This window comes from Lysobacterales bacterium (genome assembly GCA_014946745.1).
Taxonomy (GTDB): domain Bacteria; phylum Pseudomonadota; class Gammaproteobacteria; order Xanthomonadales; family Xanthomonadaceae; genus Aquimonas.
Genome location: JADCRD010000001.1, coordinates 1,620,441 through 1,637,874, shown reverse-complemented (window position 1 = coordinate 1,637,874; position 17,434 = coordinate 1,620,441). Strand labels below are relative to the sequence as shown.

Annotated in this window: 9 protein-coding genes; 7 read left to right on the top strand and 2 right to left on the bottom strand. The window is 68.9% G+C overall.

Going from position 1 to position 17,434, the window contains the following annotated elements:
- Positions 1 to 137: 137 nt before the first annotated feature.
- On the bottom strand, positions 138 to 1,145 hold the full coding sequence (locus H4O13_06330; GenBank protein MBE5315004.1) for a polyprenyl synthetase family protein: 1,008 nt from the start codon (positions 1,143 to 1,145) through the stop codon (positions 138 to 140).
- A 203-nt stretch (positions 1,146 to 1,348) separates the two neighbouring features.
- Here H4O13_06330 and ssb point away from each other — a divergent pair, with 203 nt between their 5' ends.
- The 7 genes from ssb (at position 1,349) to H4O13_06295 (ending at position 12,579) form a co-directional block, all read left to right on the top strand.
- Positions 1,349 to 1,855 carry a single-stranded DNA-binding protein gene (ssb, locus tag H4O13_06325; GenBank protein MBE5315003.1) on the top strand — a complete coding sequence of 169 codons (507 nt, stop codon included), beginning with the start codon at positions 1,349 to 1,351 and terminating at the stop codon, positions 1,853 to 1,855.
- 286 nt (positions 1,856 to 2,141) lie between these two features.
- Entirely contained in the window at positions 2,142 to 3,173 is a 1,032-nt protein-coding gene (locus H4O13_06320; GenBank protein ID MBE5315002.1) for a DUF475 domain-containing protein, read from the top strand.
- A gap of 305 nt (positions 3,174 to 3,478) precedes the next feature.
- Positions 3,479 to 4,744, top strand: a complete 1,266-nt coding sequence (locus H4O13_06315) for a PAS domain-containing protein (protein MBE5315001.1) — start codon at positions 3,479 to 3,481, stop codon at positions 4,742 to 4,744.
- Entirely contained in the window at positions 4,744 to 5,877 is a 1,134-nt protein-coding gene (locus H4O13_06310; GenBank protein ID MBE5315000.1) for an HDOD domain-containing protein, read from the top strand. The genes H4O13_06315 and H4O13_06310 overlap by 1 nt, the downstream gene beginning before the upstream one ends.
- Positions 5,878 to 5,888: 11 nt before the next feature.
- Entirely contained in the window at positions 5,889 to 7,094 is a 1,206-nt protein-coding gene (locus H4O13_06305; GenBank protein ID MBE5314999.1) for a response regulator, read from the top strand.
- A gap of 140 nt (positions 7,095 to 7,234) precedes the next feature.
- Positions 7,235 to 8,722: a ribonuclease G gene (gene rng, locus H4O13_06300; protein ID MBE5314998.1), complete on the top strand. Its 1,488-nt coding sequence runs from the start codon at positions 7,235 to 7,237 to the stop codon at positions 8,720 to 8,722.
- The gene (locus H4O13_06295) at positions 8,719 to 12,579 is read left to right on the top strand and encodes a TIGR02099 family protein (protein ID MBE5314997.1); all 3,861 of its coding nucleotides are present in this window, start codon (positions 8,719 to 8,721) and stop codon (positions 12,577 to 12,579) included. Before rng ends, H4O13_06295 begins: the two co-directional genes overlap by 4 nt.
- A gap of 276 nt (positions 12,580 to 12,855) precedes the next feature.
- Here the strand turns inward: H4O13_06295 and H4O13_06290 are convergent, their stop codons facing one another.
- Positions 12,856 to 17,337 carry a glycosyltransferase gene (locus H4O13_06290; protein ID MBE5314996.1) on the bottom strand — a complete coding sequence of 1,494 codons (4,482 nt, stop codon included), beginning with the start codon at positions 17,335 to 17,337 and terminating at the stop codon, positions 12,856 to 12,858.
- Between the last annotated feature and the right edge of the window lie 97 nt (positions 17,338 to 17,434).

The following is a 17,434-nucleotide window of genomic DNA, read 5'->3' as shown; positions in this document are numbered from 1 at the left end:
AGCTTGCGCGTCGAGGACATGACCCGCACGGCGGAAGACCCGGCGTGCGGCATCGAAGATCGGCTGTTCGGGCCACGCAGCAAAGCTTTCGACGCTCCTCGCGCTTCTGCTGGCTCCGAATCCCCAATCCCCGCCGCTCAGTACTCCCGCTCCACCGAGTACACCGCCAATCCCCGCAAAGCTGCGAGCTGCGGGCTCTCGGGCAGGCTTTCGAGCGCCCGGATCGCTTCGTCCGCGTAGCGACGGGCGACCTGCTGGCTGTAGTCGAGACTGCCGCTTGCGCGGATCGCCTGAACGATCTCTGGTAACGCCCCGGTATCGCCCTCTTCGATAGCCCGGGCCATGCGTTCGCGGGTGTCGATATCGACGCGGGTCAGCGCGTGGATCAAGGGCAGGGTGGCCTTGCCTTCGGCCAGATCGTCGCCGAGATTCTTGCCCAGCGTGGCGGCGTCAGCGGTGTAGTCGAGCACGTCGTCCGCGATCTGGAAGGCATAGCCCAGCGCGAGACCGAAGCGCTCCATCGCCTCCTGCTGGGCTTCGGACCCACCCGCCAGCAGCGCGCCCAGTCGGGTGGCGGCGGCGAACAGCACGGCGGTTTTGCGTTCGATGACCCGCAGGTAGGCGGCCTCGTCCGTGTCCGGGTTGTGGACATGGAGCAGCTGCAGCACTTCCCCTTCGGCGATGGCGTTGGTGGTGTTGGCGAGGATGCGCATCACCGGCATGCGATCGAGTTCGACCATCAGCTGGAAGCTGCGCGAGTACAGAAAATCGCCGACCAGCACGCTGGCGGCATTGCCCCAGAGCGCGTTGGCGGTCTTGCGGCCGCGCCGCAGGTCGGACTCGTCGACGACATCGTCGTGCAGCAAGGTCGAGGTGTGGATGAACTCGATGATCGCCGCCATTTGCAGGTGATCCGAGCCGGTGTAGCCGAGCGCGCGCGCTGCCAGCAGCACCAGCATCGGGCGCAGGCGCTTGCCGCCGGCGGCGATGATGTGTTCGGAGATCTGGTTGATCAGCACCACATCGGAGGACAGGCGCGCCCGGATCAGACGGTTGACCGCCTCCATATCGGCCGCGACCAGCGGTTGGATCTCAGGGAGACGCAGGGCGGGGCGGGAGTTCTCGGGCAGGATGGCAACGTTCATGGGGGTCGATTATAGCGAGGGGGTGCGCTCGGCCGATGCGATTTCGGGCGCTTTTCCTACCCTCTGATGGGGCGCTGTGCTGACGTCCCCCGAGGCCCGTCGCCGATGCCCGCCGGCTATACTTCGCCGCACCTCGGAGCTCCGCTTGGGCTCCTCGCAACCTGGCCGCGATGTCGGCCGCAAGACACAAGGACACTGCGCCCATGGCCCGTGGCATCAACAAGGTCATCATCGTCGGCACGCTCGGCGCCGACCCCGAAACCCGCTACACCGCCTCCGGTTCGGCCATCACCAGCATGCGCCTGGCGACCAACGAGAGCTGGACCGACAAGCAGACTGGCCAGAAGCAGGAGCGCACCGAGTGGCACCGGGTGAAGATGTTCGGCCGTCTGGCCGAGATCGCCGCGGAGTACCTGAAGAAGGGCAAGCAGGTCTACGTCGAAGGCAGCCTGCGCACCGACAAGTACACCGACAAGGACGGCGTCGAACGCTACAGCACCGATATCATCGCCAACGACATGCAGATGCTGGGCGGCGCGGGTGGTGAAGGCGGCGGCATGCGTGGCGGTGAGTCGGGCGGCATGCGCGAGCAGGGCGGCGGCTATGCGCGCGGCGGCGAGCGCGCGGCAGCGCCTCGCGGGGGCGCGCCGGCTCCGTCGCGGCAAGCGCCGCCGCAGGACAACTTCGAGGAAGACGATATTCCGTTCTAGCGAGCGGTTCGATCGCCGCGGGTCCGAAGCCCGCTAGTGCGTGATCCCGGCAAGGCCCCGCAATGCGGGGCCTTGCGCGTTTCGGGCGGGCGCCCGGCGGTGGGGAAACCTGTGGGCACAGACGGGCGATTGCGGCGTCACGGCTGCTCGCCTGCGTCTCGCGCCGGTCTGGCTGTCGCCAGCTGCGGCGGCTCTGCGATCCCGCAGTCGGCGCAGGTTCGCCGGTCTCCGGCAGTCGCAGGCCCGCGTAGAATGCGCGTCGCCCCGCTCGTCTCAGGCCGCACGCGTGAAAGACTTCCGCTACTCGTTTCTGGTCACCGCCATCTGCCTCGCGCTCGCCGCTTGGTGGGGCGCCCATTCGGCCGGCGGGCTGTGGTCCGCACTGCTGATCACAGTGATCTTGGGCATCCTCGAGGTCAGCCTTTCCTTCGACAATGCCGTCGTCAACGCGCGCGTGCTGCGCGACATGGATGAATGGTGGCGGCAGATGTTCCTGACGGTCGGCATTCTGATCGCGGTGTTCGGTATGCGCCTCGTGTTTCCGATCGTCATCGTTGCCGTGGCCACGGGCTTGGGCTCGCTGGAAGTGATCGACATGGCACTCGAATCACCCAAGGAGTACTCGCGTCATCTGATGGAGAGCCACGTGCCGATCGCGGCGTTCGGCGGCATGTTCCTGCTGCTGGTGTTTCTCAACTTCCTCATTGATGCCGACAAGGACACCCACTGGTTCGGACCCTTGGAGCGCCGGCTTTCTGCGGTCGGTCGAGCCGATTCGGTCAACGTCGGTCTCGCCATTCTCGCGCTGTTGGCTCTGCAGGCCTTTCTGCCGCCGGAAGCGCGGATGGATGCGCTGATCGCCGGCGCCTGGGGCATTCTTCTTTACGTGGCGGTCGGCAGCCTCGACGTGTTCTTCGAGAACCCCGAGGACGGCCAGGCGGCGGTACAGACAGTGCGGCGCTCGGGTGCGGCCGGCTTCATCTATCTGGAAGTGCTTGACGCTTCGTTCTCCTTCGATGGCGTGATCGGTGCGTTCGCGATCACCCAGGATGTGGTCATCATCATGCTGGGGCTCGCCATTGGTGCGATGTTCGTGCGCTCGATGACCGTGCATCTGGTCAACCGCGGCACGCTGGACAAGTTCATCTATCTGGAACACGGCGCGCACTACGCCATCGGGATTCTGGCCGTGCTGATGCTCGTCAGCACCTTTCACCACGTTCCCGAAGTCATCACCGGCCTGGCCGGTGTCGTGCTGATCGCACTGTCGATCTGGTCCTCGGTGCTGCATCGTCGGCGCGAGGCGGCCTCGACGTGAGGTCGATGCCATGCCAGCTTTTCTGCGGCTGAGGCGCATGAAGCAACGCTGATGAATCCAGCCGTGTCGAGCGCCGTGGAGCGCGCGCAGCGGGCACGCGATGCTTCATCCATCGGAAGTGAGGCCGCCGTCGCCGGTCTCGCGAGCCGGATCAGGTCCACGATGGACTTGGTCGTTTTTGCCTTGACCGCGCGGCAGCGGCGCGCAGGTAGGTAAAGCACCGACATCCGATCCGACGCCAGACCCTTGCACGGTTCGGAACAGAGCTTGCAGGCAGAGCGCAGATACCGTGGGGGAAGGCCGTCATGCCTGTCAGCCCGGACAGCGCCGCACCGCAGCAGGATCCACAGGCCCTGCGCGCCGAGAACGATGCGCTGCAGCGTGAGCTGCAGGCCAAACTGCTGGAGCTGCAGGTCACCGAAAGCCAGATGTCGCGGGTGTTCGCCTACCTCGCGGGGCTCTACGATCTGATCCCCGGCATTCTGCTGGTGCTCGACGGCGGGCTGCGGGTCACCCGCGCGAACTCCGAAGCCAGCCGCCTCCTGGGCTATAGCGATGCGGCCTTGAAGGGCAGCTTGCTCGATCGCTTGCTTCCTGCCGCGGGCGAAGTGATCCAGCCCCTTCTGGATGGCACCGAGCGCGCCTCGCGTCGCGGCGAGTTCGCATTCAGATGCGCTGACGGCAGCGACCTGCCCGTGCTGCTGTCCAGTGCGGCGCAGTACGACGATGAAGGACAGCTGCAGAGCGTGCTGCTCGTAGGCATCGATCTGCGCGAGCGCAAGCGGCTTGAGCTGGAGCTGCGGCATGCGCAGAAGCTTGAGTCCATCGGCCAGCTGGCGGCCGGCGTCGCCCACGAAATAAACACGCCGATGCAGTTCATCAGCGACAACCTGCATTTCATCGAGCAATGCGCCAGCGACTTGCTCGCACTCGCCGATGGCGCGCGCCCACGCGATGAGCTGGATCTCGACTTCGTGCGTCGACGTCTGCCGCGGGCCATCGAACGCGCCCACGATGGCGTCCACCGGGTCAGCCGCATCGTCGGCGCCATGCGCTTGTTCGCGCACCCCGGCGTCACCTTGGAGTACGTCGACGTCAATGCCTTGATCGAGAACGCAGTGACGGTTTCGGCGAACGCCTTCAAGTACATCGCTGACCTTGATCTGCAGTTGTCCGAGGTGCCGGCCGTACCGGCCGTACGCGGCGATCTTGGCCAGGTGCTGCTCAACCTCATCACCAATGCCGCCCATGCGATGGAGGCCAGGTTCGGCGACCGCGGCGAGCGCGGCCTGCTGCGGATCGCGACGCGCCATCTGGAGCCGCAGGGGCAGGTCGAGATCGCGGTTGAGGACAATGGCTGCGGCATACCCGAGGCCATCGCTCATCGGGTGTTCGATCCCTTCTTCACCACCAAGCCGGTGGGCACCGGCACGGGGCAGGGCCTGTCCATCTCGCGCGCAATCGTGGTGGACAAGCTGCGCGGGGAACTCGCGTTCGAAGAGGTGAGCCCGCACGGCACGCGCTTCCGGATTCGACTTCCGATCACCGGCCCGGCAAAGGAGGGCGCCTGATGGCCGTCGAGGTGATCTTTGTTGACGACGAGCCGGACGTGCTCGAGGGCATCGAGAACCGGCTGTACGGCATTCGCTCGGACTGGCGCTGCCGGTTCGCCGCCTCGGGCGTTGAAGCGCTGAAGCTGCTGAACCGGCGGCCCGCTGATGTGGTGGTGTCGGACATGCGCATGCCCGGGATGGACGGTGCGGAGCTGCTTGAGGTCGTCAAGCTTCGCTTTCCGGCCACCGTGCGCATCATTCTTTCCGGCGAGACCGGGTCGCGGGGCTTTCTGCGCGCGGCGGCGGTCGCCCATCAGGTGCTGGCCAAGCCCTGCGATCTGGTGGCCCTGCAGCGATTGATCGGAGAGACCCTGCAGCTGCAGGCGCGCCTGCACAACGAGGTGGTGGTCAGCGCCGTCCACGACCTGATGGTGCTGCCCAGCCTGCCGGAGATCTGCGGCAGGCTGGAGATCGCCCTGCTGGATGAAGGCACCTTCGCCCAGGACGTCGCCGAGCTGCTTGAGGAGGATCCGGCCATCGTCTCGCGCATCCTGCATGTTGCGAACTCGCCCTTCTTTCGCGGCGCGGGCGAGGTCACCGATCTGCGCGTGGCGATCACTCGGCTGGGATTCGAACTGATCCGCGGTTTGGTGCTGAGCGAGGAGCTGTACTCGCGGATCGAGCGGGGCAGCGCGCTGCACGGCAGCGTGGCCGAGTGCCAGCGGGAGACGCTGCGCTGCGCGCATATCGTTTCGGCGATCGCGCTGCCCTTCCAGGACCGCAGACGCCTGTTCACCGCTGCGGTGCTGTACGGCGTCGGCCGTCTGCAGCGGCTGTCGCTGCCCGAGCTGACCCATGCGCAGGTCGCCGATGGCGAATTGGCGGGCTATCTGCTGTCGCTGTGGGGACTGCCCTTTGGTCTGGTGCAGACGGTGGCCTTCGCCGATCGTCCCTCGCTGCTCGGCTGCGACGGCGACCATCCCGCCGTGAGTCTGCACATCGGCCTCGCGCTGACGCGCCGGCTGGCTTCCACGCCGCCGCTGGCATGGACGGACGCCTGTGGTCTCGACGCGGCGCTGCTGGCCTCGGGTCGCATTGATGAGGCGCGACTGGCGTCCGCCGAGCTGGCCGCGAGCCTCGGGCGGTGCTGAGGGAGCGCGCGATGCCAACACGGCCTCAGATCCTGTGCATCGACGACGAGCCGGCCGTGCTCGAGGGGCTTGAGCTCAGCCTGCACGGGCTGGGTGAGGTACACACTGCGGAGTCCGGAGTGACGGCTCTGGCGGTCGCACCCACGCTGCCGCGGCTGGCGCTGGTCATCTGCGATATGCGCATGCCGGGGCGCGACGGTGCGCGCGTGCTGCAGGATTTCCACACGGCGCACCCTGAGGCGACCCGGGTTCTGCTGACCGGGTATACGGACATCGCGGACGCGATCGCCGCGGTCAATCACGGACGCATCTTTCGCTTTCTCACCAAACCCTGCGAACGCGAGGTGCTCCACACGTCGGTGCGCGACGCCCTGCGCCAGCATGAGTTGATCTGCGCCGAGCGCGAGCTGCTGGAGCACACGCTCAAGGGGGCCATTGACGCCATGACCGACGCTCTGGCCATCGCCAGCCCGGCGGTGTTCGGCCAGGCGCAGCGCGTGCGCAGCCTGTGCTCCGCGCTCGCCGTGCGGCTCCACGGGCGCAGCGACTGGGTGCTGGAGATCGCGGCGATGCTGCTGCATCTGGGCCTGGTGGGCTTGCCCGAGGACATCCAGAAGCGCCTGCTGCAGGGCGACGAGCCTGATCCCCGACAGAAGCAACTGCTCGCGCAGGCCTTCAGCCACGCGCTTGAGAGCCTGCAGCAGGTTCCCCGTCTGGGGCCGGTGCGCGACGTGATCCGCCTCGCCGAACCGCTGGCAGGCGGCAATCTCGAATGGCAGCCGGAGCAGCGCGAGGCGATCCGTCGCTGGTCGGCCATTCTGCGCACGGCGCGCAGCTTCGTACGGCTTGAAGCCAATGGCTTCCCCGCGGATGCCGCCATCGCCAAGCTGCGGGCCGGCCTGGAACCGGCGCTGACCGAGGCGCTCTCGGCCCTGGTCGGCTGCGGCGATGAAGCGGGCGAACTGCGTGAGGTGGGGTTGGCCGCACTCGAGGCAGGCATGGTGCTGGCCAAGCCGGTGTACACCGAGAGCGGTCAGCTGCTTGCGCCTGCGGGCTACGAGATCCGCCCGGGCTTTGCCCGACGCCTCGCTGAGCTGCGGCCGGAAATGCGCTCGGCCCGGTTCGCGGTGATCGTGCCGCGGCCCGATGCTGCCCAGCGCGAGGCGGTGGACGTGCCGGCGTCGGCTGCCGGCAGGGAAGGGCACGGGGCCCCGTGAGCGGGTAGATGCTCGGGCGGCGGGGCCAGGAGGCCGATGCACCGAGGCGGAACCGCGAACCAATCCACAGGCCGCTCTGGCCGGTTCAGTCGTCCTCGGCTATAAGTGCCGGGTTTCCGACTCCTGTGCGTGACCTTCCCTTGTCCGAAGAGATCCTGATCAACGTCACTCCCCGCGAGACGCGCGTCGCGGTGGTCGAGAACGGCATGCTGCAGGAGGTCCATATCGAACGGGCCTCGCGGCGCGGCTACGTCGGCAACATCTACAAGGGCAAGGTGATCCGGGTCATGCCCGGCATGCAGGCGGCCTTCGTCGAGATCGGTCTGCAGCGCGCGGCGTTTCTTCATGCGTCCGACATTCTGCGGCTGCCGACGGCGCTGCCGCTGCCGCCCGACGGCGAAGAGACCGCCCCGCCGGCGCCCACGCCGCCGATCTCGGAGCTGGTGCGCGAGGGCCAGGAGGTTGTCGTGCAGGTGGTCAAGGACCCGATCGGCAGCAAGGGCGCGCGCCTGACCACCCAGCTCAGCATTCCCTCGCGCTATCTCGTCCTGCTGCCCTACAGCCGCGTGCTCGGCGTCTCGGCCCGCATCGAAGACGAAGCCGAACGCGCGCGCCTGAAGTCGGCGATCGCCGAACTCTCGCAGGGTTCGAACCTGGGCTACATCGTGCGCACCAATGCCGACGGCCAGCCGGCGGAGGCGCTCGCCGATGATCTCGCCTATCTCGGCAAGCTGTGGGACGCCATCCAGACGGGCTCGCAGCAGAGCAAGCTCGGCAGCTGCATTTATGAGGACCTCTCGCTGCCGCTGCGCGCCTTGCGCGATCTGCTGCACGACGAAGTGGAGAAGGTGCGCGTCGACTCGCGCGAGACCTTCGAACGCACCCAGCGCTTCGCCAGCCAGTTCATGCCCGAGCTCGCGCCGCGCATCGAGCATTACCCCGGCGAGCGGCCGATCTTCGACCTCTACGGCGTCGAAGACGAGATCCAGCGCGCCATGCAGAAGGAAGTGCCGCTGAAGTCCGGCGGCTATCTGGTGATCGACCAGACCGAGGCGATGACCACGGTCGACGTCAACACCGGGGCTTTTCTGGGTAGCCGCAATCTCGAAGAGACCGTCTACCGGACCAACCTCGAAGCGGCGCAGGCGGTGGCGCGCCAGCTGCGCCTGCGCAATCTGGGCGGCATCATCATCATCGACTTCATCGATATGACTGACGCCGAGCACCGCCGGCAGGTGCTGCGCCAGCTCGAGAAGTCGCTGACCCGCGATCATGCCAAGACCACGGTCTACGAGTTCTCGCCGCTGGGCCTGGTCGAAATGACCCGCAAGCGCACCATCGACAGCCTGGAGCGCCAGCTCTGTGAGCCCTGCAATGCCTGCGGCGGCCGCGGCACGGTCAAGACGGCCGAGACGGTGACCTACGAGATCTTCCGCGAGATCACCCGCGCGGTGCGTCAGTTCGACGCGCAGAAGCTGCTGGTGCTGGCCTCGCCCAAGGTGGTGGCGCGCATCCTCGAAGAGGAATCGAGCGCGGTCGCTGAACTGGAGGAGTTCATCGGCAAGACCATCCGCTTCCAGCCGGACGAGAACTACGCCCAGGAACAGTACGACGTGGTCCTGCTGTGACCCAGCCGCTGCGCCGGCTGGGGCGGCGGCTGCGCCGGTGGCTGGGGCTGTCGGCGGCGCTGCTGCTGATCTGCGCGGCCGTGCTGGTGGCGCTGGCGCACCAGCTGCTGCCCGTGCTCGAACGGCACCCGGCGGAGGTCGCGCAGTGGCTGGAGGCGCGCATCGGTCAGCCGGTCAGCATCAGTGGCGTCAGCGCGCGCTGGAGCCGGCGCGGCCCGCTGCTCGACCTGAGAGACCTGCGCATCGGCGGCGACGGCAGTCCAGGCTCGGGTCTGGACATCGGCTCCGCACGGGTTCGGGTCAACGTCTACACCGGCCTGCTGCCGGGGCTGCCGCTGCTCAGCCTGCGCGTCGAAGGCCTGCGCCTCGAGCTGGCGCGCACGCTGGAAGGCCAATGGCAGGCGCGCGGCTTCGACGGCGGCGCTGGCCTGGACATCGAGCAGGCGCTGAGCCAGCTGGAGCGCATTGGCGAGGTCGAGCTGTTCGACGGCGCGCTGGTGATTGAAGACCGCTACGCCGATTTCGATGTGCAGCTGGATCGCATCGATGCGCGCCTGCGCACGGCCGGGGGACGCTTCCACTTCGCGCTGCGCGTGCACGCCGAAGACAGCCCGCCCCTGCGGCTCACCGGCCGGCTGGATACGCGCCTGCAGGAGGGGCAGCTGCATCTCGGAGCCCGCGATCTCGATCTGCCGGCCTGGCTGCAGGGCAGTCGACTCGCTGGGCTGGGCCTCGAATCCGGGCGCTCCGACATCGATCTCTGGCTGCGCCTGGAAGCCGGTCGACTGGCCGAGGTCGACAGCGTCGCCAGGCTCAGCGAGGTGCGGCTGCGCGCGGCGCGGTCCGGCCCCGAAGCACCCGCGGCCGAGCTGAAGTCGCTGGCCTTGCAGCTGTGGCTGAAGCGCGAGGGTGAAACTTGGCGGCTCAGCCTGCCGCGCTTTGATCTGAGCTCGGACGATGCGCGTTCGCTCAGCGGGCTGGACCTGCGCTGGCAGGACGATCGCTTCGCGCTGCGCCTGGATGCGTTGGAGTTCGCCGCCTTCGCCGAACTGCTGCCGGCGCTGATGCCGATCGAGCCCGAGCTGCTCGCGTGGCTGCATGCCGCCCAACCGCGTGGTCGGCTGGAAGCGCTCGAACTGGGCGTGGACGGTGCGGGCCAAATCTCGCTGTCGGCGCGCCTGTCCGATCTCGGCCTGTCTGCGGTGGGCGCTCGGCCGGGCTTTTCGGGTCTGAGCGGCCGGCTGCAGGGGCAGGGCGGACTGCTGTCGGTCGAGCTGGATGCGCCCGCATTCACGCTGGAGGCGCCGGACAGTCTGCGCGCGCCGCTGCCGGCGGCGCTGTCCGGCCAGATCAGCGCCTGGCGCGAGGCGGACGGCCCGCGCATCGAGCTGAGCCCGCTGCGCATCGCGGGCCCCGACTTCGGTGCCACGATCGAAGGCACGGTGTGGCTGGACGGCCGCGGCCGTCGGCCCAGCCTCGATCTGCGCGCGCTGGTCGATCCCGGCTCGATCAGCGCGTCGCACCGGTTCTGGGTGCGCAACCGCATGCCGCCGCGGACCGTGGAATGGCTGGAGCGCGCCCTGGTGGAGGGCGAGCTGGTCTCGGGCGTGGCGCTGATCCGCGGTGATCTCGATGACTGGCCCTTCCGCAACTTCGAGGGCGTGTTCGATGCGCGCGCCGAGGTGCGTGACGTCGTCATGAACTACCTGCCGGGCTGGCCGATCGGCACCCGCATCGAAGGCTGGGCGCGCTTTCTCAACAACAGCCTGGATGGCGAGATCAGCGCCCGCGTGCTGGGCGTACCGGTGCGTCGCGCGACGGGCGGCGTCGCCGACTTCGCCGCGCCCGTGTTGAAGCTGGACCTTGAGGGCGGCGCCGACGGCGGCCGCCTGCTCGCCCTGCTGCGCGAGACCCCGCTATGGCAGCGCTTCGGACAGCACCTGCGCGGCCTGAGCATTGGCGGTCGCGGCGAGGCGAAGGTGCGCATCGAGGCGCCGCTGCGCCGTGATCTGGGCGAGCTGGTGATCGAGGGGCAAGTCGATCTGGCCGAGGCCGACCTGGTCGACACGCAGTGGGGCCTGCGCTTTGGCGAGGCCGCCGGCCGGCTGCGCTTCACTCGCGAGGGCTTCAGTGCGGACGCGCTCGGCGTGCGCTTCGACGGCCAGCCGGCCAGCCTCAGTCTGACCGCTGGCCGCTTCTGCGCTGAGCCGGCGCATGTGTTCGAGGCCAGCCTGAGCGGCAGCTTCAGCCCCGACTCGCTGCTGGCGCTGCGCCCCGAGCTGCACTGGCTGGAGCCCTATCTCGCCGGTCGATCGAGCTGGTCGCTCGACTTCCACGTGCCAACGCCGCAGACGACCGATGCGCCGGCGGCAGGCGCCGAACCCGCCCGCCCGCGCTCCGACGGGCCCGGCCCGCAGCTGCGCGTGCGCTCCGATCTTGCTGGCACCGAGCTGCGCCTGCCCGCGCCGCTGCGCAAGGCGGCCGACGACGCCCTGCCGCTGGACCTGCGGATCGATATGCCACTGGCGGCCGGCTCGATCGATCTGCGCCTGGGCCAGCTGCTGCGGCTGCTGGGGCGTCCGGGCGCGAGTGCCGCCGAGTTCCGCGGCCTGGCCGCGTTCGGCGGTGAGCCGCCCTTCGATCTGCCCGAGCGTGGCCTGGCCGTGCGCGGCAGCGCCTCGGTGCTGGATGCGCCCGCCTGGATCGCCGTCGCCGGAGCGGGCGGCGGGCAGGGCGTGGCGCTGGACAGCATCGACTTGCTCGCCGGCCAGCTGCGCATCGGTGAGCGCGGGCTGGGCGACCAGCGCCTGCGCTACCGAATGCGTGATGACAAGGTCCGCGAGGTTCTGCTCGACGGCGAGGCCGCGCAGGGCCGCATCGAGTGGCCGTTGGATGCGAAGCAGCCTGTGCTGGCCCGCTTCGAGCGTCTGTACTGGCCACCGGGTCCCGATGAGGACCCGAACGCACCGCCGCGGCGCGTGCAGGAGCCCGATCCGACCGCCTTGCCGCCGATCGACCTGCAGGTCGAAGACGCCGGCTTCGGCAAGATAAAGCTTGGCCGCCTGGAGCTGATCACGCGTCGCGGTCCGGATGGCCAGCTGGTCGAACGATTGCAGACGCGCTCGCCCGACCTCGCGGTGGACATCCGCGGCGACTGGAGTCGCACCCTGCAGGGCAGCGAAAGCCGCTTCACCCTGGGCTTCAGCGGTGACGATCTCGGCCGCATGCTGGGCGCGCTCGGCATCACGCCGCTGGTGCAGGGCGGCAAGACCCGCGCCGACATGGACCTGCGCTGGCAGGGCGGGCCGGCCAACTTCGCGTTCTCGGTGGCTGACGGTCAGCTGCGCCTGACCGTGGGCAAAGGCCGCGTGCCGGAGCTTGAGCCGGGCGCTGGACGCTTCATCGGCCTGCTCAGTCTGGCCGAGATCCCGCGTCGCCTCGCCCTCGATTTCAGCGACTTTTTCCGCTCCGGACTGGCCTTCAACAGCATCGAAGGCAGCTTCCAGCTGCTCGGCGGCAACGCCGTCACCGAAGATCTGCGGATCGATGGCCCGGCTGCCGAGATCAAGCTGCGCGGCCGCACCGGGCTGGCCGCACGCGATTACGCCCTGCAGGTCGAGGTGTTGCCGCGCACCGGCAGCGTGCTGCCAGCGCTGGGTGCGATCACCGCCGGGCCGGCCGGTGCGGCAGTGGGCGCAGTGGCGCAAGCGGTGCTGCAGGCGCCGATGAAGCAGATCAACCGCACGCTCTACAGCGTCGAAGGCGGCTGGGACGCACCGAAGATCGAGGTGATCGATCGCGGACCGCAGCGGTCGGAAGACGCCGCGACCGGGCCCGAACCGGTCGACGAACCCTGAGCCGAATCGCGCACGGAGCGATGCGCCCGAAGACGCCCGGCTGATCCGCGCGTTCGGACAGAGCCGCGCGCGTCGCCGACCGCAGGCAACACGGACCCAACCCATCCGAGGCGTGTTCTGTGGTGGCGAGCCCGGCGACGCCGGACCCGGTTTCGGCGGATCCAGCCTCGCGTGCTCGATCCGCGAGCGCGCCCGACATGACGCGCGGCGACGCTGGATTCTTCAGTGTTGCCGGCACTGCCGGGCAGCAGGCCGGCGGCGCCAAAGCTACAAGGCTCAGTCCGCGAACAGCCCCCGCACCGCCTGGCGTGCGCTTTCAAAGCCGAAATGCCGCTCGACGTTGGCCAGGCCGCCGGCTGAAAGCTGCTGCCAGAGCTCGCCATCGCGATAGGCGCGCAGCACCGCTGCAGCGAAGTCCTCGGCGCTCTCCGCGACCAGCACATCGGTGCCCGGCTCAGCGTGCATGCCCTCGATCGCGATCGGCGTGGCCACCACCGGCTGGCCGTAGCTCATGCTCATGTTGACCTTGCCCTTGACGCCGGCGCCGTAGCGCAGCGGTGCAACCGCCAGACGACAGTTGTCCATGAAGGGCGCCACGTCGGGCACGAAACCCTGGAACATGACGCCCGGCCGTTCGCCCAGCGCACGCACTTCGTCAGGCGCCTTGCTGCCGACCACGTGGAAAGTGATCTCGGGCGCCTCGGCGCGGATCAGCGGCAGCACCTCATTGGCGAACCACAGCACCGCATCGACATTCGGCGTGTGCTGGTAGCCGCCCATGAAGACGATGTCCTGACGCGCATCGAAAGCCCTGCGGCAGCCGAACACCTCGTGCACGTTCGAGAGGATGTCGACGCGCGCGCCCGGTGCCTCGCTGGCCAGCAGGGCCTGCTCGACCGGGCTGACGACCAGGGTGATGTCGCTGCGGTGGATCAGGTCGAGTTCCCTGTCGCGGGTCTGTGCTGCCTGGCGGCGCAGATCGTCGCGGTCGGCGAGTTCCGCTTCGCGCTGTTCGCGCAGGTAGTGCAGGTCGACGGTGTCGAACACCAGCCGCGCCTGTGGCGCGTGCAGGCGCACCAGGTCGACATACTGGATGGCGATGTAGTGCCGGCTCAGCACGACCAGGTCGAAGCGTCGTCCGTGCTCGGCGAACCAGCCCGGCACGTCGGCCAGGAACGGGTGCCACAGCACCTCCACACCGAGCTGCTGCAGCTCTTCGGTGTAGCGCTCCACGAAGGCGCGGTTGTCAGCGAAGAAGCTCACCGCCACGCCTTCGGCGCGCAGCACGCGCATCAGGTTGACCATGCGCAGCGAGCCGGAATCCTGATCGGGCGTGGGCGTGGTGGCGTCGATGATCAGCACGCGGCGGCTGTCGCGATGCTGGCGTGCGGCTTCGATCGGCGTGCCCGGTGCGGGGTGCGCCTTGAGCCGCTCGCTCCAGCGCTCCAGGAACTTCTGCTGGTTCACGACCTGGTAGGCCTTGATGCCAGTCGAGGTGTCGGTGCCAGAGCTCACGCCCTCGAAATGCACCACCGCCGACTTCGGCTGATAGAGCACGCGCAGCCCGTGGGCCCAGACCTTCATCGCGAGGTCGGTGTCCTCGTAGTAGGCCGGCGCGTAGTGGCGGTCGAAGCCGCCGAATTCGGCGAACAGATCGGCACGGATCGCGATTGCCGCGCCCGAGCAGTAGTCGACCTCGCGCAGGTAGTTGTACTCGGGCGCGGCAGGGTCGCCGAAGCGCCCGTAGTTCCAGCCTGAGGCGTCGTTGAAGACGATGCCGCCGGCTTCCTGCAGGCGGCCGTCGGGGTAGATGAGTTTCGCGCCGACCAGGCCCACGCGGTCTTCGGTTTCGAAGGTCTCGATCAACGCATCCAGCCAGCCCGGCTGCACGGCGGTGTCGTTGTTGAGAAAGACCAGGTACTCGCCGCGCGCCGCAGCGGCGCCGGCGTTGCAGGCGCCGATGAATCCGAGGTTCTCGGGGTTGCGCTGGTAGCGCAGACCCTCGATCTGCGGCAGCGTGGCTTCGGTGTCGTCCGAGGAGCAATCGTCGACAACCAGGATCTCGGCCGCGATCCGCGAGGGGTGCGCTGCGATCGAGCGCAGGCAGGTGAGGCTGTGGTCGAGATGGTTGTAGACCGGAATCACCACGCTGACCCGCGGCGTTTCGGGGCAGGGCAGGGCGAACGGTGCGAACGGTGCGCTGGCCGGCACGTCGAGCACGGTCGGCGGCAGCTCAGGGCGCACCTCGGCGCGAATGCGCTTCAAGGTTCCTGCGACACCGCGCGTGCGCAGGCTGCGCAGGCCGCGGTTCAGCAGCGAACCCGCGCGCTGGCGCCGGAAGCCGAAGCTGGCGAGACCGCGCTCGATCAGCTTGCGCACGCCGCGCAGCGGGCGGGTGAGCTTCCAGGAGCTGCTCTGCAGGATACGGTTGCGCTCGGCTTCGAACGCGTTGCGCTGCTGTTCGACAGCGCTCACCCATTCGCGCAGACGACGCACTTCGTGGTCCAGGGCTTCGAAGCGCGCCTTGGCGACGTCGATCAGCTGCGATGCATCCGGCTCCTCGCCGAGCCGCGACTCGGCTTCGCCCGCCGCGCGCAGTGTGGCAAGCAGTCGCTCCCGCAGTTCGGCCAACGCCTCCTGCGCGCGCGCGAGTTGCTGCCTCAATGCATCGGCCAGGCCCTGCTGCACTTCGATCTGCAGGCTCTGCGACTCGATCTGCAGGTTGAGGCGTTCCGCCCACACGGTGCGTTCCTGCGCCAGACGTTCCTGCTCGCGCGCCCAAGCCGCTCGCTGACCCGCCTCGGCCTCCCAGGCGCGGCTGCTGTCGCGCCAGGCGCGCTCAGCGTCCGTCGAGTCCTTGAGCCGGGCCGCGAGGCTGAGCGCCTCCACGAGGAACAGTCCCTGCCGGCCTGACGCCTGCGCCAGCGCCGAACGACGCTGCACGCCAAGCACTTCGGAGTAGGCCTGCGCCATCGCTGCCAGGCTCTGCACCGGCACGGGCTGCGCGCGCAGGCGCACCAGCGCGGCGGGATTCGCAGCGATGAACTTGAGGGCGCGGGCGATGGCGCTGGCGTCCGGATCGACCAGCAGACCGTCGCGTCCATGCTGGATGCGCTCGATGTAGCTGCCCAGCCGAGTGGCCAACACCGGCAAGCCCAGCAGGCGCAGCTCGCTCAGCGTGTAGCTGAAGGTTTCGGCGACGCTTGCTGGCAGCAGGGCGATGTCCGGAGCGAGTTCAGCCACGAGTCGGGGCAGGTCGTCCCGGCGATAGTCGAGCAGCACGTGCACGCGGTCGGCCCCAAAGAAGCGCATGCCGGCCGCACCGCAGCCCAGCAGGACCAGTTCGACCTCGGCAGGCAGCTGCGGGATCAGGCGTTCCAGCAGCTGCTCGCCTTTGCCGCCGTTGATCCGTCCAGGCACCAGCACGCGCAGGCGCGCCGCGCTCTCTCGCGCCGCTGCCTGGGGCAAGGGTTCTGCCCACGGAGCGATACCGTGGGGAATGCAGTGTGTGCGCAGCGGACGCAGCGCTGGCGCCATCCGCAGCAGGTTGTCCAGCACCTTGACGGTCGGGGCGATGAGCTGCGCGTTCGCCTGCAGCAGTGCCTGAACGTAGGCCTCGCGCAGTGCAATCCACGCGTCGGTGCGGACTTCCGCGAAGCTTGAGGCGCCCTCCAACTGGGCCAAGTGCGAGCGCAGGGCGGACTCCGAGGCATCGAAGTCATCGGCACCGAAGTCCGCGTGCAGGCTGGGCCAGAGCGGGTGGTAGTCGTGGCAGACCACGGCCGTCGGCAGCCCCGTGCGCAGCACGTCCAAGCTGAGCCCGATCAGCGAAGAAACCAGGACCCCACCGACGCCGAAGTCGGCACACAGGGCGTCCAGAAACTCCGCACACTCGCTGGACTGCACTGCCGTGGTCAGGATCGGCGAGGCCAGCGGATGCTCGCGCAGAGCCCCGCGCCCGGGCGCGAGCCGCAGCGCCAGCGACACGCCTGTCAGCCGGCGATCGGGATCGCTGACCGCTTGCAGCAGCAGGTGATGGGCGCTGGAGTCCGCTTCGATCAGGTCCTTGACGAAGCGCTCGCTGCCGCCGCCCCATCCGTGCAGCGCGTGCAGCAGCACCGGCTTGCCGTCGAGACCCGGATAGCCTGCCGGTACTGCCTCGCGTGTCAGCGGCCGCAGTCGCGCGGACAGTCCTTCGCCGAGCGGGCTGGCCACGTGCGGCGACTGCCCGCTGGCCGGGAGGCAGACCCGCGCGTAGACCTCGGCTTCGCAATCCGCCGGCAGCGCCGGTGCCTGCGCCACGGCGAGCAGCTCAGCGAACTGCGCGACCCGCGCGGCTGGAATGCGACAGCAGCGCAGATCGAAGTCAGGGCTGGGCAGTGGCTGCGCGGGCGCGCTCAGCCAGCACAGGCGATCCAGCGCGCCCGCGTCCACGTCCAGCGAACCGAGGCACTGCGCGTCCAGCGCACTCAGCACGCGCTCGCTGCGCGGCAGACGCAGCACTCTCAGTGCGGCGAAGGGCGGCAGCCCGGCGTCGAGATCGAGCAGCAGCACCGGGCAGCCGGGCTGCGCGAGCAGCGCGCTCTGCAGTGCGCTGGCGGCATCGCCGGCCTGCAGCACGATGAGGTCGCCGGCCAGACCCGCGAGGCAGGCTTGGTGCGGCAGCGCATCCAGGCGGGTTTGACCCGGCGCGAGATGCTTGGCGTAGAGGCAGAGCACGGCGGGGTGGGTGCCGTCTGACAGGGCGCTGAAGTTCAAGGAGATTCCGATGGCTTGATGCGGCGGGCGAGCCGTCGCGGACGCGATTCGAGATTGGCGGGCGCGGTAAAGCCCCGGATTATCGCAACCGCTTGCA